Origin of the sequence: Mycolicibacterium houstonense, assembly GCF_900078665.2 — a bacterium.
Classification (GTDB): Bacteria; Actinomycetota; Actinomycetes; order Mycobacteriales; family Mycobacteriaceae; genus Mycobacterium; species Mycobacterium houstonense.
The window spans coordinates 3422550-3446052 of the sequence record NZ_LT546207.1; the positions used below are offsets into that span (position 1 = coordinate 3422550).

General features: G+C 65.5%; 18 protein-coding genes and 1 pseudogene. 9 read left to right on the plus strand and 10 right to left on the minus strand.

What is annotated here, in order from left to right; all coding sequences use genetic code 11:
* Window positions 1–957: 957 nt before the first annotated feature.
* The 4 genes from BN4332_RS17110 to BN4332_RS17125 form a co-directional block, all read right to left on the minus strand.
* Window positions 958–3033: a RecQ family ATP-dependent DNA helicase gene (locus BN4332_RS17110; RefSeq protein ID WP_066900152.1), complete on the minus strand. Its 2076-nt coding sequence runs from the start codon at window positions 3031–3033 to the stop codon at window positions 958–960.
* A 91-nt stretch (window positions 3034–3124) separates the two neighbouring features.
* Window positions 3125–4177, minus strand: a complete 1053-nt coding sequence (gene dmpG / locus BN4332_RS17115; protein WP_066899935.1) for a 4-hydroxy-2-oxovalerate aldolase — start codon at window positions 4175–4177, stop codon at window positions 3125–3127.
* Window positions 4174–5094 (minus strand): acetaldehyde dehydrogenase (acetylating), encoded by a 921-nt coding sequence (locus tag BN4332_RS17120; RefSeq protein WP_066899937.1) that lies wholly within the window; start codon window positions 5092–5094, stop codon window positions 4174–4176. The genes dmpG and BN4332_RS17120 overlap by 4 nt, the downstream gene beginning before the upstream one ends.
* Window positions 5095–5106: 12 nt before the next feature.
* On the minus strand, window positions 5107–5892 hold the full coding sequence (locus tag BN4332_RS17125; protein WP_066899939.1) for a 2-keto-4-pentenoate hydratase: 786 nt from the start codon (window positions 5890–5892) through the stop codon (window positions 5107–5109).
* 73 nt (window positions 5893–5965) lie between these two features.
* On the opposite strand from BN4332_RS17125, the gene kstD reads away from it, so the two are divergent.
* From kstD to BN4332_RS17140, 3 genes are all read left to right on the plus strand, one after another.
* Window positions 5966–7645, plus strand: coding sequence for a 3-oxosteroid 1-dehydrogenase (gene kstD / locus BN4332_RS17130; protein WP_066900154.1), 1680 nt, complete (start codon window positions 5966–5968; stop codon window positions 7643–7645).
* Window positions 7646–8506 carry an enoyl-CoA hydratase ChsH3 gene (locus BN4332_RS17135; RefSeq protein ID WP_066899941.1) on the plus strand — a complete coding sequence of 287 codons (861 nt, stop codon included), beginning with the start codon at window positions 7646–7648 and terminating at the stop codon, window positions 8504–8506.
* Between the two features lie 326 nt (window positions 8507–8832).
* Window positions 8833–9678 (plus strand): hypothetical protein, encoded by an 846-nt coding sequence (locus tag BN4332_RS17140; RefSeq protein ID WP_066899943.1) that lies wholly within the window; start codon window positions 8833–8835, stop codon window positions 9676–9678.
* Window positions 9679–10332: 654 nt separating this feature from the next.
* On the opposite strand, the gene BN4332_RS17150 is transcribed toward BN4332_RS17140, so the two are convergent.
* The 4 genes and pseudogenes from BN4332_RS17150 to BN4332_RS17165 all read right to left on the minus strand — a co-directional run bounded on the left by BN4332_RS17150 (window position 10333) and on the right by BN4332_RS17165 (window position 14725).
* A complete protein-coding gene (locus tag BN4332_RS17150) occupies window positions 10333–11427 on the minus strand; it encodes a hypothetical protein (protein WP_066899945.1) in 1095 nt (364 codons plus the stop codon).
* A gap of 75 nt (window positions 11428–11502) precedes the next feature.
* Window positions 11503–12630, minus strand: a complete 1128-nt coding sequence (gene ltp2, locus BN4332_RS17155; protein ID WP_066899947.1) for a 17-hydroxy-3-oxo-4-pregnene-20-carboxyl-CoA lyase — start codon at window positions 12628–12630, stop codon at window positions 11503–11505.
* A 7-nt stretch (window positions 12631–12637) separates the two neighbouring features.
* Window positions 12638–13438: pseudogene (locus tag BN4332_RS17160) on the minus strand (acyl-CoA dehydrogenase family protein); the annotation flags it as partial.
* 36 nt (window positions 13439–13474) lie between these two features.
* Window positions 13475–14725, minus strand: coding sequence for a cytochrome P450 (locus tag BN4332_RS17165; protein WP_066899953.1), 1251 nt, complete (start codon window positions 14723–14725; stop codon window positions 13475–13477).
* Between the two features lie 167 nt (window positions 14726–14892).
* On the opposite strand from BN4332_RS17165, the gene BN4332_RS17170 reads away from it, so the two are divergent.
* The 6 genes from BN4332_RS17170 (at window position 14893) to BN4332_RS17195 (ending at window position 21635) form a co-directional block, all read left to right on the plus strand.
* The gene (locus tag BN4332_RS17170) at window positions 14893–16044 is read left to right on the plus strand and encodes a steroid 3-ketoacyl-CoA thiolase (protein WP_066899955.1); all 1152 of its coding nucleotides are present in this window, start codon (window positions 14893–14895) and stop codon (window positions 16042–16044) included.
* The gene (locus tag BN4332_RS17175; RefSeq protein WP_066899957.1) at window positions 16044–16418 is read left to right on the plus strand and encodes a DUF8021 domain-containing protein; all 375 of its coding nucleotides are present in this window, start codon (window positions 16044–16046) and stop codon (window positions 16416–16418) included. Before BN4332_RS17170 ends, BN4332_RS17175 begins: the two co-directional genes overlap by 1 nt.
* Window positions 16419–16427: 9 nt before the next feature.
* Window positions 16428–16907, plus strand: a complete 480-nt coding sequence (locus BN4332_RS17180; protein ID WP_066899959.1) for a nitroreductase family deazaflavin-dependent oxidoreductase — start codon at window positions 16428–16430, stop codon at window positions 16905–16907.
* Window positions 16908–17105: 198 nt separating this feature from the next.
* Complete coding sequence (locus tag BN4332_RS17185) at window positions 17106–18506, plus strand: histidine phosphatase family protein (RefSeq protein ID WP_066899960.1); 1401 nt, start codon at window positions 17106–17108, stop codon at window positions 18504–18506.
* A 238-nt stretch (window positions 18507–18744) separates the two neighbouring features.
* Window positions 18745–20151 carry a histidine phosphatase family protein gene (locus BN4332_RS17190; RefSeq protein WP_066899962.1) on the plus strand — a complete coding sequence of 469 codons (1407 nt, stop codon included), beginning with the start codon at window positions 18745–18747 and terminating at the stop codon, window positions 20149–20151.
* 17 nt (window positions 20152–20168) lie between these two features.
* Entirely contained in the window at window positions 20169–21635 is a 1467-nt protein-coding gene (locus BN4332_RS17195; protein WP_235654115.1) for a histidine phosphatase family protein, read from the plus strand.
* A 101-nt stretch (window positions 21636–21736) separates the two neighbouring features.
* On the opposite strand, the gene BN4332_RS17200 is transcribed toward BN4332_RS17195, so the two are convergent.
* Both BN4332_RS17200 and BN4332_RS17205 read right to left on the minus strand, forming a co-directional pair.
* Window positions 21737–22642 carry an SDR family oxidoreductase gene (locus BN4332_RS17200; protein ID WP_066899966.1) on the minus strand — a complete coding sequence of 302 codons (906 nt, stop codon included), beginning with the start codon at window positions 22640–22642 and terminating at the stop codon, window positions 21737–21739.
* Window positions 22643–22663: 21 nt separating this feature from the next.
* Entirely contained in the window at window positions 22664–23446 is a 783-nt protein-coding gene (locus BN4332_RS17205; RefSeq protein WP_066899968.1) for an SDR family oxidoreductase, read from the minus strand.
* Window positions 23447–23503: the final 57 nt, after the last annotated feature.

Sequence of the window (23503 nt, forward strand, 5' to 3'; positions counted from 1 at the left end):
TAACGCGCGTGCAGAAATCAGGGATCTCAAAATTTTCGGTTGCTGCGCATCTGCCATTCGACTTCTTATTCGACGCAATGACGCGCTTTTAGCAAATCCCGTCCGCATTCGTTAAATGCGGTAAACAGCTGGCGTGATGGGCAGGTGCGCCCGGGATGGGTCGGCGTTTCCGGTGGCCGTGACATCCGGTAGCTCGGCGACTGCAGCCGAGGCAGGGGGCCGGCCCCCAGGACAGATCGCGGTCAGGACCAATCGCCGAGCGGCGCCCTCACAGAAGTCCGACCGGACCCAGAAGGCCAGGTAAAAGGGCCTTTGCGCACCGAGCCAGGAGGCACGGTCACTATCGAGACCCACGGGACGCACGGGGCACATGTGCCGCCAAACGGGGTGCCGCCAGGCCCGCCGGCCGCATGTGATTTGCCCTGCGTGATCTCGACGGTCGCCCGGCTTCGAACCCGTCCGATCGTCCACCAGCCGAAATGCGTTGTCATCGAGATGCAAATTCAGCACACATCGGTGCACATCCGCCCGCCCAAGAACACATTGACAGGAGGATCACAGGTCGACGCTCGGCGGGTCAACACGGCAATGACAAGGGTGTAGTTCAATCCAGCGAAGTGGGCTGGAGGGCCCCTGAAGTGGGAGAACACCCCATAGCCGGGGAGAGCGCATCCAATATGGAACACTTCAAATACTCAGCAAACGTCCCAGCCGTTGAATGCAACTTTGTGGGCAAAGCCCCACGCAGTTCCACTCACAAGCATTGTGTTAGCCAGACCTGCGCAGAATGGTGCAGAGTAGTGGTGGCCAAGACGCGCTGTATCAAAATTTGCGATTGAAAACACAGGCGAACTTTCAAGATCGCGCCACTTTTAGCAATCCCGGAATCAACATCAAATGCACCGAGTGCACAAAAGCTGGTTTTTGAGTAGTGAAACAGCGGCCGAGCCGCCAAGCTCAGCCGACGCTGGCCAATACCAGCGGCAATACCTCGGACACGCCGGCATCGCGCAGCAGGCGGGCTGCCATCGTCAGCGTCCACCCGGTGTCGGTCATGTCGTCGATGAGCAGCACCGGTCCGTCGACATCGATGTGCGGCGGCTCCCACGCGCCGTCCAGCGCCGCCACCCGATACGCCGAATTCGCAGCGGTGACAGGGCGATGCTGCGGGGCGTAAGCCAGGATGCCCAGATTCGTCAGCCGGCCGATCTGCGCCAGCCGCTGCACCGTCGACGAGATCAACACCGGGTGGTTCAGAGAATCCAACCCCACCACCGCGGCCGGCCGGCGATCCCAATCCCACGCCTTGAGCACCTCGACGGCCGCCGCCACCACGTCGTCGGGTACCTCGCCGTCGGGTTCGGCCAGCAGACGCCGTAACCGAGCTCCCCAGCCCAGGTCGGTGAGTCGGCCGATCGCCCGGCCCGGCGATGCCCCCTCGGTGATCCGGCCCGACAATTGCACCCCCAAGGCCGTCAGCCCGGATGGCCACTGCTTGCGTGGGGCCACCAGTACACCGGGGCGGGACAATCGTTGCGCAGTGTCGGTCAGGATGTCCTGTGCGACAGCAGCCGGATAGCGCCGGCCGGTGCAGTTGTCACACCGCCCGCACTGCGCGTCCGGTACCAGTTCGGGATCGTCGAGTTGGCCGCGCAAGAACGCCATTCGGCAGCTGTCGGTCGCCTGATAGTCCAGCATCGCCTGCTGCTCCCGCCGTCGCGCCTCGTCCAGCGCGCGGTAGCGGGCCTCGTCGTAACTCCATGGGACACCGGTGCCGATCCAGCCGCCCTTGACGCGGCGGACCGCACCGTCGACGTCGAGCACCTTGAGCACCATCTCGAGACGAGACCGATTCAGATCGACCAGCGGCTCCAGCGCCTGGGTGGACTGCGCCCGGTCGGACTCCAGTGCACCGATCACGTTGCGCACCATGGCTTCCGATGGGAACGCCACCGACGCGAAGTACCGCCACACGTCCTGGTCCTCGGTGCCGGGCAGCAGGATCACCTCAGCGCTGTCGGTAGCCCGCCCGGCCCTCCCCACCTGCTGGTAGTAGGCGATCGGGGACGACGGTGCGCCCAGGTGCACGACGAAGCCCAGGTCGGGTTTGTCGAAGCCCATTCCCAACGCCGATGTCGCCACCAGGGCTTTGACCCGGTTGTCGAGCAGATCGGCTTCCAGCTGTTCTCGCTCGGTGTTGTCGGTGGATCCGGTGTAGGCGGCCACCTTGTGGCCGCGCTCGGCCAACAGTGCGGCGACATCGTGTGCCTGGGCCACCGTGAGGGTATAGATGATGCCGGAGCCGGGCAGGGAATCCAGGTGTGCCGCGATCCAGGCGGCCCGCTGTGCGGGGGTACCCACCTGAACCACCGACAGCCGCAGCGACTCCCGGTCGAGGCCGCCGCGCAACACCAGGGTGTCCGCCCCGCCGACACCCAGTTGGGCCGCGACATCGCCGACCACACGATCGTTGGCAGTCGCCGTTGTGGCGAGAACCGGTATCTGCGAACCCAATTCACCGATCAGGGTACGGATGCGGCGATAGTCGGGCCGAAAGTCGTGTCCCCAGTCCGATACGCAATGCGCCTCGTCGACCACGACGAGACCGGCATCGGCGGCCAGCGCGGGCAGCACGTTGTCCCGGAAGTCGGGATTGTTGAGGCGCTCCGGACTGACCAGGAGAACGTCGAGTTCGCCCTCGGTGACCTGGCGATGGATCGCGTCCCACTCGGTGACATTGCCGGAGTTGATGGTGGCCGCCCGCACCCCGGCCCGCTCGGCCGAGGCGACCTGGTTGCGCATCAACGCCAGCAGCGGCGACACGATGACCGTCGGCCCGCGCCCGGAGGCACGCAGCAGCTTGGCCGCGATGAAGTAGACCGCGGACTTGCCCCACCCGGTCCTCTGCACCACCAAGGCGCGGCGGCGCTGCACCACCAACGCCTCGATGGCCGCCCATTGATCGTCACGCAGTCGCGCCGCGGGGCCGGCCAGTTGTTCGAGGATCGCCTGGGCCTGCTCGCGGGTTGCCATGGCCCCCATGATGCCGGGCGCGACCGACACCCCTACAAAGCACACTGGGCCTTCCGTTTCCGGAAGGCCCAGTGCAGCAGTGCTTGAGAGATCAGGCCTTTGCGGCCTCGGCTTCCTGTTCCCGCTTGATCTCCAGCGCGATGTCGATCAGCTGGTCTTCCTGGCCGCCGATCAGCTTGCGCTGCCCGGCGCGGTGCAGCAGCTGGTGCGCGGGCACGCCGTAGCGCTCGGACTGCCGGATGGCGTGCTTGAGGAAGCTGGAGTACACCCCCGAGTAGCCCATGATCAGCGCATTGCGATCCAGCAGGCACTCGGCCGGCATGGCGGGCGCGACGACCTCTTCAGCGGCATCGGCGATGTCGAAGAAGTCGATGCCGGTCTTGACCCCGATCTTGTCGAACACGCCGATCAGCGCCTCGACGGGTGCATTGCCCGCACCCGCACCGAACCGGCGGCAGGAGCCGTCGATCTGCTTGGCCCCGGCGCGCACGGCCTCGATGCTGTTGGCCACGCCCAGGCCGAGGTTCTCGTGCCCGTGGAAACCCACCTGCGCGTCGTCACCCAGCTCGGCGACCAACGCGGACACCCGATCGGCGACACCGTCGAGCACCAGCGCACCGGCGGAGTCCACGACGTAGACGCACTGGCATCCGGCGTCCGCCATGATGCGCGCCTGCTTGGCCAACTTCTCCGGGGAGATGGTGTGGCTCATCATCAGGAAACCGACGGTCTCCAGGCCCAGCTCGCGGGCCAGCCCGAAGTGCTGGATCGACACGTCGGCCTCGGTGCAGTGGGTCGCGATGCGGCAGATCGAGCCACCGTTGTTCTGGGCTTCCTTGATGTCTTCCTTGGTGCCCACACCCGGCAGCATCAGGAAGGCGATCTTGGCTTCCTTGGCTGTCTCGGCGGCCAGCTTGATCAGCTCCTGCTCCGGGGTCTTGGAGAACCCGTAGTTGAAGCTCGACCCGCCCAGCCCGTCACCGTGGGTCACCTCGATGACCGGGACACCCGCGGTGTCCAGGGCGGCGACGATGGCACCGACCTCGTCCTTGGTGAACTGGTGCCGCTTGTGGTGCGACCCGTCGCGCAGCGACGTGTCGGTCATCCGGACGTCCCACACGGGGTTGAAGAAAATGTCACTCATGCTTGGCCTCCTCCGGCCGGCGCGGCCAGGCGCTCTTTGGCGATTTCCTCGCCGACCTTGGTCGCCGCGGCGGTCATGATGTCCAGATTTCCAGCGTAGGGCGGCAGGTAGTCACCGGCACCCTCCACTTCCACGAACACGGTGACCAGGTGGTTTCCACCGTTGACCACCGACGGTTCGTCGAACTGCGGTTCGTTGAGCAGCCGGTAGCCGGGCACATAGGTCTGCACCTCGGCGACCACGTCCTTGATGGACTGTGTGATCGCGGCGTGGTCGGCATCTTCCGGGATCGCGCAGAAGATGGTGTCGCGCATGATCATCGGCGGCTCGGCGGGGTTAAGGATGATGATCGCCTTGCCCTTTTGCGCGCCGCCGATGTCACGCACACCCGCACTGGTGGTCTTGGTGAACTCGTCGATGTTGGCGCGGGTGCCCGGACCGGCCGATGCCGACGACACCGACGCCACGATCTCGGCGTAGGGCACGTCCACCACGCGGGACACGGCGTAGACCATCGGGATGGTGGCCTGGCCACCGCAGGTGACCATGTTGACGTTCGGCGCGTCCAGGTGAGCGCGCAGGTTGGCCGGCGGGATGACGCCAGGGCCGACGGCCGCCGGGGTCAGGTCGATGGCCCGGATACCGGCCTCTTCATACCGCGGGGCGGCGTCACGGTGCACGTAGGCGCTGGTGGCCTCGAACACCAGATCCGGCTTTTCGCTCTGAGCCAGCAGCCAGTCCACCCCCTCGTGGGAGGTTTCCAGGCCCAGCTTGCGCGCCCGCGCCAAGCCCTCGGATTCCGGATCGATGCCGATCATCCAGCGCGGCTCGAGCCACTCCGACCGCAACAACTTGTACAGCAGGTCGGTGCTGATATTGCCCGACCCGACGATGGCAACTGATGCTTTCTCAGCCATGATTCGGCTCCCTTATTCGAAACTCAGTCTTACTGAACCTAACCCGGCGAAGTCAGCGACGAAATCGCTGCCGGGAGGTGCATCTATCGCACGCGTGCACGAGCCCGGCAGCACGATGTCACCGGCCTTCAGACGCACCCCGAAGCTCTCCACCTTGCGGGCCAACCAGGCCACCGCGGTCACCGGATTTCCCAGTACCGCATCGCTGCGGCCCTCGGCCACGACCTCGCCGTGGTTGGTCAGGACCGCATCGATGTTGCAGATATCGATGTCCTTGGGCGAGACCCGCGCCTCACCGAGCACCCAGCCTGCGCTGCTGGCGTTGTCGGCGATGGTGTCGCACAACTTGATCTGCCAGTTGGTGATCCGGGTGTCGATCAGCTCGATGGCCGGCGCGAACGCGGCCGTCGCGGCGAGCACGTCCTCTTCGGTGCACCCGGCACCGGGCAGATCGTCGGCCAGGATGAACCCGACCTCGACCTCTACGCGGGGGTACAGGAAATTCGACGACTTCACCGGGACGTTCTCGAACACCTCCATCTCGTCGAGGAGATGGCCGTAGTCCGGCTCGTCGACACCCATCATGTCCTGCATGGCCTTGCTGGACAGCCCGACCTTGTGGCCGATCACCCGGGCGCCCTCGGCGACGCGCTGGCGGATGTTGATCAGCTGGATCTCGTAGGCATCCACCACATCGATGTCGGCGTACCGGTCCGTCAGCGGCGTCATCGGAACCCGGCTCCGCTCGGCCTGAGCGAGATCGGCCGCCAGCTCGTCGCGCACCTCGACACTAAGCATTTTGGTGAATTCCCCTCGCTTCTTTGACCGGCGCAGTTGTCCACGGGCCCGGCAATTCTATAACGTGTTCTACATGACTGGACAGGAGTACGACGTTGTCGTGGTCGGCAGCGGCGCTGCCGGCATGGTCGCCGCCCTCACCGCAGCCCACCAGGGCCTCTCGACAGTAGTCGTAGAGAAGGCGCCGCACTATGGAGGATCCACTGCGCGGTCCGGTGGTGGGGTCTGGATCCCGAACAACGAGATTCTCAAGCGTGACGGGGTCAAGGACACCCCCGAAGCCGCCCGCACCTACCTCCACAAGATCATCGGTGACGTGGTGCCCGCGGAGAAGATCGACACCTATCTCGACCGTTCGCCCGAGATGCTGTCGTTCGTCCTGAAGCACTCGCCGCTGAAGCTGTGCTGGGTGCCCGGGTACTCCGACTACTACCCCGAGACCCCCGGCGGCAAGCCCACCGGCCGCTCGGTCGAGCCCAAGCCGTTCAATGCCAAGAAGCTCGGCGCGGACGAGAAGGGCCTGGAACCGCCGTACGGCAAGGTGCCGATGAACATGGTGGTGATGCAGCAGGACTACGTCCGGCTCAACCAGCTCAAGCGTCATCCCCGCGGCGTGCTGCGCAGCATCAAGGTGGGCGTCCGCTCCGTCTGGGCCAACGCCACCGGTAAGAACCTGGTCGGCATGGGCCGCGCCCTCATCGCCCCACTGCGTATCGGCCTGCAGAAGGCCGGTGTTCCCGTCCTGCTGAACACCGCGCTGACCGATCTCTACATCGAGGACGGCGTCGTCCGTGGCATCTACGTTGTCGATCCCCGCGACGCTTCCGCTGAGCCGCAACTGATCCGGGCCCGCCGCGGCGTGATCCTGGGCTCCGGCGGATTCGAGCACAACGAGCAGATGCGGGTGAAGTACCAGCGCGCACCGATCACCACCGAATGGACCGTGGGCGCGGTCGCCAACACCGGCGACGGCATCCTGGCCGCCGAAAAGCTGGGTGCGGCACTCGAATTCATGGAGGACTCGTGGTGGGGCCCGACGGTCCCGCTGGTCGACTCACCGTGGTTCGCCCTGTCTGAGCGAAACTCCCCCGGCTCGATCATCGTCAACATGGCCGGCAAGCGGTTCATGAACGAGTCGATGCCCTACGTCGAGGCCTGCCACCACATGTACGGCGGCGAGTACGGCCAGGGCCCCGGCCCCGGCGAGAACATCCCGGCCTGGCTGATCTTCGATCAGCAGTACCGCGATCGCTTCATCTTCGCGGGACTGCAGCCCGGACAGCGCATTCCGAAGAAGTGGCTGGAATCGGGCGTCATCGTCAAGGCCGACACCATCGAGGAGCTGGCCGCCAAGACCGGTCTGCCCGCCGATGCGTTCGCCGCCACCATCGATCGGTTCAACGGCTTCGCCCGGTCCGGCACCGACGAGGACTTCCACCGCGGCGAGAGTGCCTACGACCGCTACTACGGCGACCCCACCAACAAGCCGAACCCGAACCTCGGCGAGATCAAGCACGGCCCCTTCTACGCGGCCAAGATGGTCCCGGGCGACCTGGGCACCAAGGGCGGCATCCGCACCGACGTGAAGGGCCGCGCCCTGCGCGACGACAACTCGGTGATCGAGGGCCTCTACGCCGCGGGTAACGTCAGCTCACCGGTGATGGGTCATACCTACCCGGGCCCCGGCGGCACCATCGGTCCCGCCATGACGTTCGGATACCTCGCGGCACTCGACATTGCAGGGAAGAAGTAGATGCCAATCGATCTCGACAAGGCGCTGGGCGCCGAACTGGAACCCATCGAGTTCTCCTGGACCAGCAGCGACATCCAGCTGTACCACCTGGGCCTCGGCGCGGGCGCCGATCCGATGGACGAGCGCGAGCTGCGCTACCTCGTCGACGACACCCCGCAGGTGCTGCCGACGTTCGGCAACGTGGCGGCCAGCTTCCACATGACCGAGCCGCCCAAGGTGCAGTTCCCCGGCATCGACATCGAGCTGTCCAAGGTGCTGCACGCCAGCGAGGCGGTCAGCGTGCCCGGCCCGATCCCGACCAGCGGGACCGCCAAGTCGGTGCAGCGCTTCACCGAGATCTGGGACAAGGGCAAGGCCGCCGTCATCGTCAGTGAATCCACGGTCACCGACGAGTCCGGCAAGGTGCTGTGGACCACCAAGCGGTCCATCTTCGCCCGCGGCGAAGGTGGTTTCGGCGGCGAGCGTGGTCCGTCTACGTCGGTCGAAATGCCCGACCGTGCACCGGATGTCGAGATCTCGTTGCCGACACTGCCGCAGCAGGCCCTGCTGTACCGGTTGTGCGGTGACCGCAATCCGCTGCACTCCGATCCGGCTTTCGCCAAGGCTGCCGGCTTCGACCGGCCGATCCTGCACGGGCTGTGCACCTACGGCATCGGATGCAAGGCCATCGTCGACAACCTTCTGGACGGTGACGTTTCTCAGGTGGCTTCCTACGGTGCCCGGTTCGCCGGCGTCGTGATCCCCGGAGAAACCCTGCAGGCCAACGTCTGGAAGGAAGACGGCAAGTTCATCGGTGTGCTGACCGCGCCGTCGCGGGACAACGCCGTCGTGCTGTCGGGCGTGGAGCTCGTCCCGGCGTAGTCCGCACGCTTCTCGCTTGCCCGCGCTTCTCGCGCTCACTTTGTCACGCTGGAGTGGCTGTCGACCTCGACGGCCACTCCAGCGTTGCATTGTGAGGGCAATGGCATTGGCGACCAAACGCTTTGTCACGCCAGAGTGGCTATCGACCTCCAGAGCCACTCCAGTGTGACAACGTGAACGCAGCAACCAGAGGAGCCGCCGCGCTAGCACAACTCACCGGACCCGTCATCTGTCACACCAGCGCAGATGTGGACAACGCGGGTCACGCCGACGCCTGTGGATAACCGAGGTGACGGAAACCGTATTGCGCTGCACACTTTCTCGGCATGGGGGAACCATTTCTCGGCAGTGAGGCTGTCGCCAGCGGCGAATTGCGCAAGAGCGCCCTGCGCACCAGGTACACCCGGGTCTTCCGTGACGTCTACGTCTCACCTGGCACCGAACTCACACCACTCATCCGTGCCCGTGCCGCCTGGTTGTGGTCTCGTCGTCGCGGTATCGTGGCCGGCAACTCGGCCGCCGCAGTGCACGGTGCGAAATGGGTGGACCTCGACGCACCATTCGAGATGATCCATTCCAACCGCAATCCCATTGCCGGACTGCGAGTTCGAACCGAAGAGATCGCAGACGACGAGATCGTTCGGGTTGACGGGATTCCGGTTACCTCGGCGGCTCGCACCGCACTCGACATCGGTTGCTGGTATCCACGAGACAACGCCGTCGCTGCGCTAGACGCCCTGGCCCGGGCCACCGACCTCAAGGCCGCCGACGTCGACCTGCTGGCGCAACGCCATGCCCGTCGCCGGGGTATCCAGCGTGCGCGCACAGCCCTGGACTTGATGGACGGCGGCGCGCAGTCGCCTCAGGAAACCTGGTTGCGGTTGATACTCATCGATGCGGGCCTTCCTCGGCCGCAAACTCAGATCCCGGTGTTCGACGGTCCGGGTGATCCGTTCGCCTATCTCGACATGGGTTGGGAGGACATCAAAGTCGCGGTTGAGTACGACGGTGAGGAACACCGATCCAGCAATTGGCGGTACAACTGGGACTTGCGACGAGCAGAGCGCATACAGCGGCAGGACTGGATCAACGTGCGCATCGCAGCCGGCGAGCGCAAGACCGATATTCTGCGGCGCGTCAACGCGGCACGTGCCTGCCGAGTGTCACGCTAGCGTGGCGCTCAGGCTCGGCAGCCGCTCCAGCGTGACAGTGTGCGGGCACGGGCGTTGGCAGACAACCTCTTTGTCACGCCAGCGTGGCGCTCAAGCTCGGCAGCCACTCCAGCGTGACAGTGTGCAGGCGCCACAGTACCGAGAGCGCGGGCCAAAAAGTCCCGAGAAGCAGGCAAAAAAAGCGGGNGCCCGGGCCGCCGGGCTGGCCGGCGCCGGGAGCGCCGTTCTCCGAGCCACCGCCCTTGGCGCCCTCCATGGCCTTCATCAACGGTTCCATCAGCGAACCGAACTGCCCGCCCATCTGGCCGGCGGCTTGTGCGGGGGCACCGGCCATCTGGCCCATCTGGCCGAGCTGACCCATCATCTGGCCGAGCTGACCGACGCCTTCTCCGCCGCCCTGGTCCGCCTTGTCGTATGCGCCCTGGGCGTCAGAAAGCTTGGCGTTGAACATGTTTTCCTTGGCCGACAACGCCGTCACATTCGTGGTCAGCGAGGCCGCCAGGGTCGGCAAGATGCCGGCGATGGTCATGCTCATAGCATCTTCGCCCGGCTGAATCGGAGGCATCTCCGGCAGCTGCACCGAAGCGGCGTTCCAGCTCAGCGGCGCATCCGGAGTTGAGAGCGGATCACTCACAAATTCCCCCTTGAATCAGCTCACCAATCGTCGTATTCATCATCACCATCGCCCAATTCGTGTTCAAGGGGAGCCGGTACGGCGAGACCTGACGTGGTCCCCCCGCCGCTGCCTCCGCGTTGGCCCATCATGCCCATCGGAGCGCCGCCACCCATACCCGCGGCGTTGGCCGCGGCCACCGGCGCCACACCGGCCATCACCGCGCCATTGGCGCCGGGGTCAACGGAGACCGGGGCGGTATTGCCACCGACGAGATTCGACATCAGCGGGGTCTGTGGGCTGCCGCCACCCGGTCCGCCGGGTAATCCTGCTGCCTTGACCATGCCCGAACCGCTGCCCGGGCCAGACCCGCCGGCCAGCGGATGGTTCGAGAACGACGAGAACGGGCTGGGCCCAGCGCCGGAGCCCTTACCACCCGAGCCGAGCATCGAGGTCAATTGCTGCAAAGGCTGAGACAGCTGCTGCAGTGGTTGGGACAGCTGCTGCGGAATCTGGCCGAGCATCTGCGGGATCTGCCCCAGCATCTGCGGGAGCTGGCTGATCAGCTGCATCATCTGCTCGCCACCCTTTTGGGCCGCCTGCGTTGCCTGGGCCGTCGGGGGCGTGCCGACCTGCGGGAGGTTGGCAATCGTGCTGAGGCTGCTGGCCATCTCACTGCTCGCGGCCGAGACGGTCGCGGTGTTCTGCGCGAGCCCCGCCTTGATTCGGCTCTCGATCAGCTCTTGCTTGTTCTGGAGCGGCAACCCCTGCAGGATCGTGACCTCCTGCTGGACCTCTTGCGCCACCGCGTTCACAGCCGTCTTGGTCGCCACCACGGACGCTGCCATCTTGGTCAACGCGGTGGAGATGGCCTGAGCTTGGGCGGCGTTCGCCTCGTGGCCGCCAATCATTGTGTTCGCCTCGCCTGCGGCTGCCAATGAGCTGGCGCCCTTCCAACCCTCGCCGAGCTTCGCGAGCTGACTGGTCTGCTCCGGAACGACGGAACCGCTGATCTGGAGCGCGACCTTGCTGTACGACGTCGCAGCCGCCGTCAGCTGCTCCTCATCGACGTTCGGCCAAGCCGGCCCCTGCAAGGTCTGCGACCCGTACGGGCTGCTGTCGCGCGGCATCCCCATGCCACGGCCCCCTTCTACGCGTGATGCACATCCGGAGCAAACATTACCGTGCCGGACGGGGGCCCCGATGCACCTTTATCCGAGGATCAGTCCTGACGTCGGGACGCCGGTGCCCGCGGTGACCAGGACATGCTCGACGTTGTCGACCTGGTTGACCGAGGTTCCCCGCAATTGACGGACGCCCTCGGCAATGCCGTTCATCCCGTGGATGTAGGCCTCGCCGAGCTGACCGCCGTGGGTGTTGATCGGCAGCCGGCCGCCGATCTCGATGGCGCCACCAGCAATGAAATCCTTGGCCTCGCCCTTACCGCAGAAGCCCAGCTCCTCGAGCTGGATCAGGGTGTACGGCGTGAAGTGGTCGTAGAGGATCGCGGTCTGGATGTCGTCGGGCGACAGTCCGCTCTGCTGCCAGAGCTGACGGCCCACCAAACCCATCTCGGGCAGCCCGAGCTCGTCGCGGTAGTACGAGTACATCGTGAACTGATCCGTGCCCGCACCCTGGGCGGCGGCCTCTATGATCGCCAGCCGGTGCTTGAGATCCTTGGCCCGCTCGGGGGTCGTGACGACGATGGCGACGCCCCCGTCGCTCTCCTGGCAGCAGTCCAGCAGCCGCAGCGGTTCGGCGATCCACCGCGAGTTCTGGTGATCCTCGATGGTGATGGGCTTACCGTAGAAGAACGCCTTCGGGTTGGTGGCGGCGTGCTTGCGGTCGGCAACCGACACCACACCGAAATCGGCACTCGTGGCGCCGTATTCGTGCATGTAGCGCTGGGCGATCATCGCCACCGACGCGGCCGGGGTGCTCAGCCCGTGCGGGTAGGACCAGCTGTACTCGACGCCACGCGAATCGGCGTTGACGGTAAGACCGGTCATCACCTGGCCGAACCGGAACTCCGAGCGCTCGTTGAAGGCCCGGTAGGCCACGACGACTTCCGCGACGCCGGACGCGACGGCCAGAGCCGCCTGCTGAACGGTCGCGGCCGCGGCGCCGCCGCCGTAGCCGATCTGGCTGAAGAACTTCAGATCCCCGATCCCGGTGGAGCGGGCCACGGCAGTCTCCAGGTTGGAGTCCATCGTGAAGGTGACCAGACCGTCGACGTCGGACGGCTTGAGGCCGGCGTCGTCCAGTGCGTCGAGGACGGCCTCGGCGGCCAGCCGCAGCTCGCTGCGACCGGAGTTCTTGGAAAAGTCGGTGGCGCCGATGCCGGCNCTCGGACAACCGCCAGACCGCGGAGGTGGACAGCAGAGAGATCGTCCGCGACGCGATGTAGACCTCGGACAGCTGCGCCGCCACGGTCTGGAACGTCGAGAGCGGGCGACCGAACTGCTCGCGCGTGGCCACGTAGTCGGCGGTCAACCGCAGCGCACCCGCGACCAGGCCGGCCGCGAACGCCCCGGTGGCCGCCAGGGCCAGCTGGTTGACCCGGTGGGCGGTCGCACCCTCGAGCACGTCGGCGGCGTCGACCACGACGTCAGCGAAGGTGACCACGTATTCGTCGGAATCGTTGGAGGTCGGGGTCTTGGTGACCGTCACCCCGTCGGCCTCCGGAGAAACCACCACCACCGCGTTGTCGGCGGTGACCACCAGCCACTTCGCCGTCTCGGCATAGGGCACACCGACTTTGGTGCCGTTGAGCTTGCCGTCCGCGAAGTTCACGGTGGGACGCTCCGGAAGCGAGTGGCCCGGCTCGTTCAGCGCGGCGGAGAGCACCGCACCGGTCGCAACCCCGGCCAGGTAGCGGTCCTGCTGAGCATCGGAGGCCAGGTCCAGCAGTGACACCAGACCGAGGCCGATGGTGCCCAGCGCCGGCCCGGTGGTGCCGTGCCGACCGATCTCGGTCAGCGCGGTGGAAAGTTCGGGCAGACCCAGACCGTCACCACCGAGGCGTTCCGGCACTCCCAGCGCCGCAACCCCACCGGAAACCAATGCGTCCCAGGTGTTGTCGCGTTCCAGAACAGAGGTCACCACATCGGCAACAGCCTGCTGTTCCGGGTTCGGTGTGAAATCCACCCGAATCCTCCTTGATCCGTTGGGCAGTCAGTGGGCTCAGTGGGCGACCGGGCACGCGCCCGTGTAATCCACCGGCCAGTGCTTGATGCCGTTGAGCCAACCGGACTTTAGCCGCTCGGGCTCGCCCATCGGCTTGAGGTCGGGCATGTGGTCGGCCACCGCGTTGAAGATCAGATTGATCGTCAGGCGGGCCAGGTTCGCCCCGATGCAGTAGTGCGCGCCGGTGCCGCCGAAGCCGACGTGCGGGTTCGGGTCGCGCAGGATGTTGAAGGTGAACGGGTCCTCGAACACCGTCTCGTCGAAGTTGGCGGAGCGGTAGGACATCACCACCCGCTCACCGGCCTTGATCTTGACGCCGGCGATCTCGGTGTCCTCGCTGGCGGTGCGCTGGAAGGCCGACACCGGGGTGGCCCAGCGGATGATCTCGTCCACGGCGGTCTTCGGGCGCTCCTTCTTGAACAGCTCCCACTGCTCGGGGTGCTGCGAGAACGCGATCATGCCGTGCGTGATCGAGTTGCGGCTGGTCTCGTTGCCCGCGACGGCCAGCATGATCACGAAGAAGCCGAACTCGTCGTCGCTGAGCTTCTCGCCGTCGATGTCGGCCTGGATCAGCTTGGTGACGATGTCGTCGGTCGGGTTCTTGCCGCGCTCCTCGGCCATCTTCATGGCGTAGGTGATGACCTCGAACGAGGACATGGCCGGATCGATGTCGGCGTACTCGGGATCGTCACCGGCGGTCATCTCGTTGGACCAGCGGAACAGCTTGTCGCGATCGTCCTGGGGCACACCGAGCAGCTCGGCGATGGCCTGCAGCGGCAGCTCGCAGGACACCTGCTCGACGAAGTCGCCCGTGTTGGACGCCGCGGCATTCTTCGCGATCGCCTGCGCGCGATTGTTCAGCTCCTCCTCGAGCCGCGAGAGCGCACGCGGGGTGAAGCCACGGGAGATGATCTTGCGCAGCCGGGTGTGGTGCGGGGCGTCCATGTTCAGCAGGACGGCGCGCTGCAGATCGACTGCCTCGCGGGTCATCTCCTGGGGCCAGACCGGGATCGCGCCGTTCATGGCACTGGAGAACACATCGCTGCGCAGCGAGACGTCCTTGACGTCTTCGTGCCGGGTCACCAACCAGTAGCCCTTGTCGCCGAAGCCTCCGGTGCCGCCGGGCACGTCGACCCAGCGAACCGGCTCGGCCTTGCGAAGCTCGGCGAGTTCCTTGACCGGCAGACCCTTGAGGTTCAGTTCGGAATCGAGGAAGTCGAAGTCCTTGGGGATGTTCGGGCAGCCCATGTGTCTAACTCCTAGTGTCTGTAGCAAGCCGTGCGCGTAGCCAGCAATGCTTGAAACAACGTGGTCTAGTACCAATTGGGACCATTGAAACACGGCTAGACCGCAGATCAAAGGCAGTGATGCATCGGCGCTTGTCAGAGTAATGAAACGTGTTCTAGCCTGGCTTCATGGGTAACCCTGTCATCGTCGAAGCCACCCGTAGCCCCATCGGCAAGCGCAACGGCTGGTTGTCCGGCCTGCACGCCACCGAGCTCCTCGGCGCCGTCCAGAAGGCCCTCGTCGAGAAGGCCGGCATCGACCCCGGCAGCGTCGAGCAGGTCATCGGCGGTTGCGTCACGCAATACGGCGAACAGGCCAACAACGTCACCCGGCAGTCCTGGCTCATCGCCGGTCTCCCCGAGCACGTCGGCGCCACCAGCATCGACTGCCAGTGCGGCAGCGCCCAGCAGGCCAACCACCTGGTGGCCGGCCTGATCGCCACCGGCGCGATCGACATCGGCATCGCCTGCGGCATCGAGGCCATGAGCCGGGTGGGTCTCGGCCAGAATGGCGGCGGCGCCCGCGCCGCGTCGTGGGATATCGACCTGCCCAACCAGTTCGAGGCCGCCGAACGCATCGCCAAGCGTCGCGGCATCACCCGCGCCGATGTGGACGCGCTGGGCCTGGCCTCTCAGAACCGGGCCAAGCAGGCGTGGGCCGAGGGCCGCTTCGACCGGGAGATCTCGCCGATCGAGGCCCCGGTCATCGACGAGAACAAGCAGCCGACCGCCGAATGGAACACGGTCAGCCGCGACCAGGGCCTGCGCGACACCACCGCCGAGGGCCTGGCGTCGCTGAAGCCGGTGATGGAGGGCGGAATCCACACTGCCGGTACGTCGTCGCAGATCTCCGACGGCGCGGCCGCGGTGCTGTGGATGGACGAGGACAAGGCGAAGGCGCTGGGCCTCAAGCCGCGAGCCCGCATTGTTGCGCAGGCCAACGTCGGCGCCGAGACCTACTACCACCTCGACGGCCCGGTGCAGTCCACCGCCAAGGTGCTGGAGAAGGCCGGCATGAAGCTCGGCGACATCGACCTGGTCGAGATCAACGAGGCCTTCGCATCGGTCGTGCTGTCCTGGGCTCAGGTGCACGGCGCCGACATGGACAAGGTCAACGTCAACGGCGGCGCCATCGCCCTGGGACACCCCGTCGGGTCGACCGGCTCCCGCCTGATCACCACCGCGCTGCACGAGCTGGAGCGCACCGACCGGAGCACTGCCCTGATCACCATGTGTGCCGGCGGTGCGCTGTCGACCGGCACCATCATCGAGCGCATCTAGTGGCCATCAGTGACGCCGAGCGCATCGCGGCCGCACAGGCCTACATCGATGCGCTGGTGAGCCACCAAGCGGATGCAGTCCCGTTCGCACCGGACTGCATCCGCATCGAGATGGGCCTGAAGACGGGACGCTCCGGTGACCACTTGCGGCGCAGCCTGAACAACGGTCCGCAGTTCAGGTTGATCGAGAAGACGACGACGCCGGAGTTCTCGGTCGACGGCGACAACATCCGCGCCAAGTTCGACGTGCTGACCAAGCCGCGGCTGTTCGGCCGGCGGGTGTGCTCACACGTCGACGAGACGTTCCTGATCCCGGCGTCCGACGGAAAGATCCACCACATCCGCGCCTCCCTGACCCCGTTCATCAGCCGCTAAGGTCGCCCCATGGCCAACACCCCTCGCCCGCTGAGCCCCAAGCAGATCGAGCGGCTCAACGCGAAGTCCACCGGCACCGCCATCAAGTGGATGTCGCGTGCGCAGACCTGGATCTTCAAGAAGACCGGCGGACGTTTCGGTGACAAGTTCCTGCGCGGCGCCGAAGTGGGGATCCTGACCACCATCGGACGCAAGTCGGGCGAAGAACGGGACAGCCCCCTGCTGTTCCTGCAGGAGGGCAAGCGCATCGTCCTGGTCGCCTCACAGGGCGGCCGGGCCACCAACCCGATGTGGTACCTGAACCTGGTGGCCAACCCCCGGGTGAAGTTCCAGACCAAGCACGAGACGCTGGAGTTGGTCGCGCGCGACGCCACCGACGCCGAGCGCGACGTGTACTGGCCCAAGCTGGATGCCATGTACGCCGACTTCGCGAACTACCGGTCCTACACCGACCGCAAGATCCCGATCGTCATCTGCGACCCGGCCTGACCCCAACGACGAGCAGCGCCCCCGACCCTCAGGTCGGGGGCGCTTTCTTTGTTGCAGGTGTCCTCCAGCCGGCCAATTACGCAACTCTTGGTAGCTGAATTGACGAGTGAACAGAATTCTGATTATGTACTGTGAGCCCGCACACACTTAACACCCAGTGAGCGGCAGCCCACACCCGCGTGAACCGATGGAGACCCTATGCAACGACCCACCCGACGCCGGGCTGCCGGTGCCGCCGCGACCACCCTCACCGCATGCTCGCTGTTCGCGGCCGCGACCCTGCCCGCCTCCGCACTGACCGTGACGTTCATCAGGCACGCCGAGTCGCAGGGCAATGCCTCCGGTTACATCGACACCAGCACCCCGGGGCCGCACCTGACCAACGACCAGGTGAACCAGAACGGTGGTGCGACCGGCGAAGAGCAGGCCCAGGCGTGGGCCGATGCCCAGTGCCCGAGTTCGCCCTGCACGAAGTACGACGCGCTCTACGCCTCGACCATGATTCGCACCCAGGAGACCGCGGCGCCGTTCGCCGAGAAGCGCGGGTTGCCGGTGACGATCCTGGGCACGTTCGACCCGGAGAATCCCCAGCGGAATTCCGGCGTGCAGGAGATCAGCGCCGGCATCTTCGAGGGCTTGCCCGAGGGCGAAGGCATCGGCCGCATCGGCTACATCCTCGCCCCGCTGGCGTGGACCATGGGACTGCAGTTCGTCCCGATCCCCGGCGGCGAGACCGGCCTCGAGTTCAACGAGCGCGTGACGAATGCACTCGCCGACGTGGAGTCGGGCACCACCGACACCAATGGCGACGGAGAGACCGACGCCGCGGTGTTCTCGCACGGCGCCACCATCATGATGTGGACGATGATGAACGTCGACAACCCGAATCTCCTGTTGTTCGCCCAGCATCCGCTGAACAACACCGAGACGGTGGTCGTCGAGAAGAACGAGGACGGCAGCTGGACTCTCAAGGAGTGGGCCGGCCAAGAGGTCGGTCCGGCCAACTACCCGACCCAGATGTTCGTCAACGTGCGCGATCTGATCGTTGCTCCGCAGAAGGCGATCTACAACATGCGCATTCCGGTGCTGTCGCTGGATGCGCAGGGCATCGTCACCACGGGCGCGCAGGGCATCCAGGACGTTGCCGAGGCCGGCGTGAAGTTCGTGCGAGATTCGGTGACGGACACCGTCAACGCCATCACCAACATCCCGAACTCCATCAACCAGTCCCCCACCCAGGTGTCGAAGCTGGGCACCGTGAGCACTGTGAGCACCGCGGACAGCGGGCCTGCCGCCGTGCTCGATGTCACCGAGGGCGCCAAGGCCGCGGTGGCGAACACCACCGAGTCGGTGCGGACCAAGGCCCCCGCCGTCCGGACGGCCAACGGCGCCACCAAGCTCACTGCGGGCAACAAGGTGGAACCGGGCAAGGCCGTCTCCGCGGCGCGCGACCGGGTCAACCGGGTAGCGGACGAGGTGCGCAGCGGAATCGAATCCTCGGCCAAGCAGGCCGGCGAGACGGTCAAGAAGCTCACCCGTCCCGACAAGAAGGCCGACAAGGACACCGCGGACAAGAAGGCCTCGAAAGACGCCGCGTGAAATAACAGGCGTCACAAGGTAGTACGCCTGGGATGGTCCCCCTCTTCCGCCCGGGGAGGGGGACCGAGCCACGTCCGCAGTGGCCGTAGCGGAACACGAGATTTTTGTCAATTACCGTCTCGCACAACGGGATAACCGATTGCGTTGGCTGGAATTCATCAGACAATGCAACTGGCCGGCCAACTGCATGTCACCGGCAGGTCACGTGAAATCCGCACTGCCGCAATGGAGGTAACACATGATCCGCTCTCACGGTGACGCCTCGGCGTCGCGATACAGAAGCATACTAGGGGGTGTCGCCCTAGCCTTCCTCGCCCTGTTCCTGGCGATCCCCGTCGCCCACGCCGCCGAGGTCATGCGGGTGACATTCGTCCGCCACGCCGAGTCGACGGCCAACGCGAACCACATCATCGATACCACCGTTCCCGGCCCCGGCCTCACCCCGACCGGCCAACAGCAGGCGAAGGACCTGGTGGACAGGCTCGGCGACAACAACTACGACGCGATCTACGCCTCGACCATGCTGAGGACCCAGCAGACCGCGACCCCGATGTCGCAGTATCTCGGTCTGCCGATCCAGGTGGTCGACGGCATCCAGGAGATCACTGCAGGCAATCTGGAAGGCAAGTCCCAAGACGAGTACGGGACGGCCTACATCATGGGGCCGCTCATGTGGGCCGGCCTCATTCCCAACATGCCGGCCAACCGCAATGTCCCCCAGCCGGGCACCGACTTCGACGGGAACGATTTCGACGCCGGCGTCGACAATGCCCTGAAGGCCATGTACGACAAGGGCGATCGCAACGCCATCGTGTTCTCGCATGGCGGCACGATCATGTTCTGGACGATCATGAACGTGAACAACCTGACGCTGGCGCAAAAGGGCATGTTGCTCAGCCAGTACACGTTGGGCAACACCGATTACGTCGTCATCGAGGGCAATCCCGAGGACGGCTGGGTGCTGACCGACTGGAATGGGCAGAAGTTCGCCCCGGAGCCGACGTTCGAACATGAGGTTGGGCTTCAGCTGCGCACCTTGAGCCACCAGCTGCAGCAGGCCATGAACGGCGTCGTAGAGTCCTTCGCCTCGGGCAATCCCGCCACCATCGCCACCGCGATCAACCGCGGAGTCGCAGAAGCCGGCTTCTCGATGCTCAAGTTCGGTCGCGCGATCAACGCCGAGATCATCAAACGGACCACCGGCGCGATCCCGACCAGCACCGAGGATGCGCAGGAGCGGGTTTCGACCAGCGTGGAGAACGTGAAGGCCGCGGTGAAGTCCAACGTCCTCACGCGCAATCTCGCCTCGGCTCCGGGGGCGGTCGACGAAACCACCACGGCCGCAAGTCAGCCGGACGATAAGACGTCGACCGGCACAGCGGTCAAGTCGAAGGTTCACGAGACCCTGGACGGCATCGCGACACCGCGTCGCGCGACCGATCTGTCCGACGGAAACAAGGTCGTGCCGGGCGCCAAGAAGGTGATCAGTCGCACCGGCGAGCAGGTTCGGGCAGCCGTCGAGGAGGCCCGCGACCAGGTGTCATCGTCGATCAAGAACTTCGGGGAAGCCGTCAAGAAGGCCACCGGTCAATCCGGTGATGCATCCGGAGACGGTGGCGCCACCGATACCAAGGACGCCGCCTAAACACCAGACCGACGGAATTGGCTCCTTTCGTTCGGGAAGGAGCCAATTCCGTTGCGCCCGACGCGTTGCCATTTGCACGAAATACATTGCCTCCGTTGATTTTTCATCACACTCTGCGTCTCGGACACCGAGACGGCGGCACCCATTCGAGTCAGATCTCCATACGTTGTGTCTGCTCCACCTGTTCATGTCGATTGGAGGAAAGCAGCACGATGAGTTATTTCAGACGCTCGGGATTCCGGGCGGCGACCGTGAGCATAGGAATGATGCTCCTGGCGTTTCTTCTTGCCATTCCGGTTGCCCACGCAGCGGAGGTCATGCGGATCACCTTCATCCGCCACGGCGAATCGACCGCGAATGCGGCGAACATCGCCGACTCGTCGGTGCCGGGCCCAGTCCTCACCGAAAAGGGGCAGCAACAGGCACGTGACATCGTCAAGGTGCTCGGCGACAACAACTACGACGCCATCTACGCCTCGACCATGGTCCGGACCCAGTTGACCGCCGCTCCGATGGCCGAGTACCTGGGGCTGCCGATCCAGGTAGTGCCCGGCCTTCAGGAGATCGAGGCCGGAATCTACGAGGGCACTCCGGAATCCGATGCGGTCAAGGGCTATCTGCAGGCACCGCTGAAGTGGCTGCAGGGCGATCTGGACGCGCGGATCCCGGGGTCGATCAACGGTCGCGAGTTCGATGCGCGCATGGACGGTGCGATTCAGACCATGTACGACAACGGGGACCGGAATGTGGCCGCGTTCTCACACGGCGGCGCAATCATGTTCTGGGTGTTCCTGAATGCCGAGAACGCGGACCCGATGTGGCTGATGACCAATCCGCTACGCAACACGGGCTACGTCGTGGTCGAGGGCAACCCTGAAGACGGTTGGCGCGTCGTCAACTGGAACGGCACTGAGGTCGGGCCCGAAACCGCGTTCCATGTCGAGGTTTTGCGTCAGGTGCGAACGCTGTCGCGGCAGCTGGATGCGGCCGTTCAGCAGGTGACGGATTCCTTCGCCACTCGCGATCCGGCGGCCATCGCCACCGCGATCAACCGCAGCATTGCCGACGCCGCCTTCTCCGTGACCAAGTTCAGCCGGGCGATCAACGCGGACATCGTCAAACGCATCGACAAGGTGATCCCGAAGAAGGAGGATGCCACAGCCGATGATGTTCAGGCAGCCGGCGACACGGCCGCCCAGCAGGTACAGTCCGCACCCGCACCGGCTGTCACCCAGGTGCAGACCAAACTCAAGGCACGTTCTGCGGCACCGGATCTCAGCGATAGGAACGAGGCTGTCCCCGGCGCGGCGAAGGCACTGAAGCGCTCGGGCGACCAGGCGAAGGCCTCGGTTGTGGACGCTCGGGAGCGGGTCAAGTCCTCGATCGAGAAGGCCGGAGACGCCGTCCGAAAGGCCGTCGCCAAGGCGTCACATGCTGACGCGAAGCCAGCCGGCGACCAGCGCAAGGTCAAATCAGAAGACTGACAAAGAAATCGAGTCTGCAGCTAGGGCAACGAGAGTGCGCTCAGATCGAGAATCCACTGGATTTCACGATCTGAGCGCACACTCGGCAAAACAAGAGGAAATCAGGCGCCGTACACCGGCACCGCGGGACGCGCCTGGGCCAGCAGGTCCTTGACCACCGGGCCCAGCTCAGCCGGATCCCACTTCGCCCCCTTGTCGATCTCCGGACCGTGCGCCCAACCCTCGGCGATGCGGATCTTGCCGCCCTCGATCTCGAACATCTTGCCGGTGACGTCGCGCGATTCGACGCTGCCCAGCCACACCACGAGCGGCGAGATGTTCTCCGCGGCCATGGCGTCGAAGGCCTGGTCCTGAGTGGCCATCATCTCGGCAAAGACGGTCTCGGTCATCCGGGTTCGGGCCGAGGGGGCGATGGCGTTGGCGGTGACGCCGTAGCGGCCCATCTCGGCCGCGGCCACCAGAGTCAGCGCGGCGATGCCGGCCTTGGAAGCGCTGTAGGTGGCCTGGCCGACGCTGCCCTGCAGCCCGGCTCCGGAGCTGGTGTTGATGATTCGCGCGTCAACCGTCTCGCCGGCCTTGGTCTTGGCCCGCCAGTACGCCGCGGCGTGCTTCATGGTGGCGAAGTGCCCCTTGAGATGCACGGCGGTGACGGCGTCGAACTCCTCCTCGGTGGCGTTGGCGAACATCCGGTCGCGCACGATGCCTGCGTTGTTCACCAGCACGTGAAGGTCGCCAAAACTATCTATGGCGTTCTGGATCAGGGCCTCGGCCTGCCCCCAATCGGCGACATTGGAACCGTTGGCCACGGCTTCGCCACCGGCGGCGACGATCTCGTCGACCACGTTCTGCGCGGCGCTACCGCCGCCCGCGGGCGACCCGTCCAGCCCCACTCCGATGTCGTTGACCACGACGCGGGCACCCTCCGCGGCGAACGCGAGTGCGTGCTCACGCCCGATACCGCCACCGGCACCCGTCACGATGACCACGCGGCCGTCGAGCAATCCCATTGTGATGTCTCCTTTTTCGAGTTACTTGATATCGGCGGTCGTGGTCGACAGGTAGTGCGGCGGCTCGCCGCCACCGTGCACCTCCAGCGTGGCGCCGCTGATATACGAGGCGGCTGCCGACGACAAAAACGCTGAGGCCCAGCCGATATCGGCCGGCTTGGCGAGCCGTCCCAGCGGAACATTGCGGGAGATCGCCGCGATGGAGTCGGCGTCGCCGTAGAACAGTTCGGACTGTTCGGTCTCGACCATGCCGACCACCACCGAGTTCACCCGGACCTTCGGCGCCCACTCGACGGCCAGCGTCGAGGTGAGGTTGTCGATGCCGGCCTTCGCCGCACCGTAGGCCGCCGTGCCCGGCGTGGGCCGGTGTCCACTGACACTGGAGATGTTGACGATCGAGCCGCCCGAGTCCTGGCCCTGCATCACGGCATTGGCGTGCGTGGACACCGACAGCGCACCGATCAGGTTGAGCTCGATGATCTTGGTGCTGAACTTCGCCGATGCGTCGGCGGCCAGCACGTACGGCGAGCCGCCGGCGTTGTTGACGACCACGTCGAGGCGGCCGTGCTTTTCCACGATGCTTTCGATGAGCGACTTCACCGAGTCGTCGTCGCGGATGTCGCAAGAGTGGAACTCATACGGCAATCCCTCGACCGGGCGGCGTGCGCAGGTCACCACGGTGGCGCCCTGACCGGCGAAAACCGCGCTGATCCCAGCGCCAACCCCTCGCACACCGCCGGTTACCAGGACCACCTTGCCGGTCAAACCCAAGTTGATTGCACCGGCTTCTGGCGTAACTGTCACTGTGCTAGCGTACCAAGCAAGTGCTTGCTTAGGTAGCGACCCCTCCAGGAAGTGGAT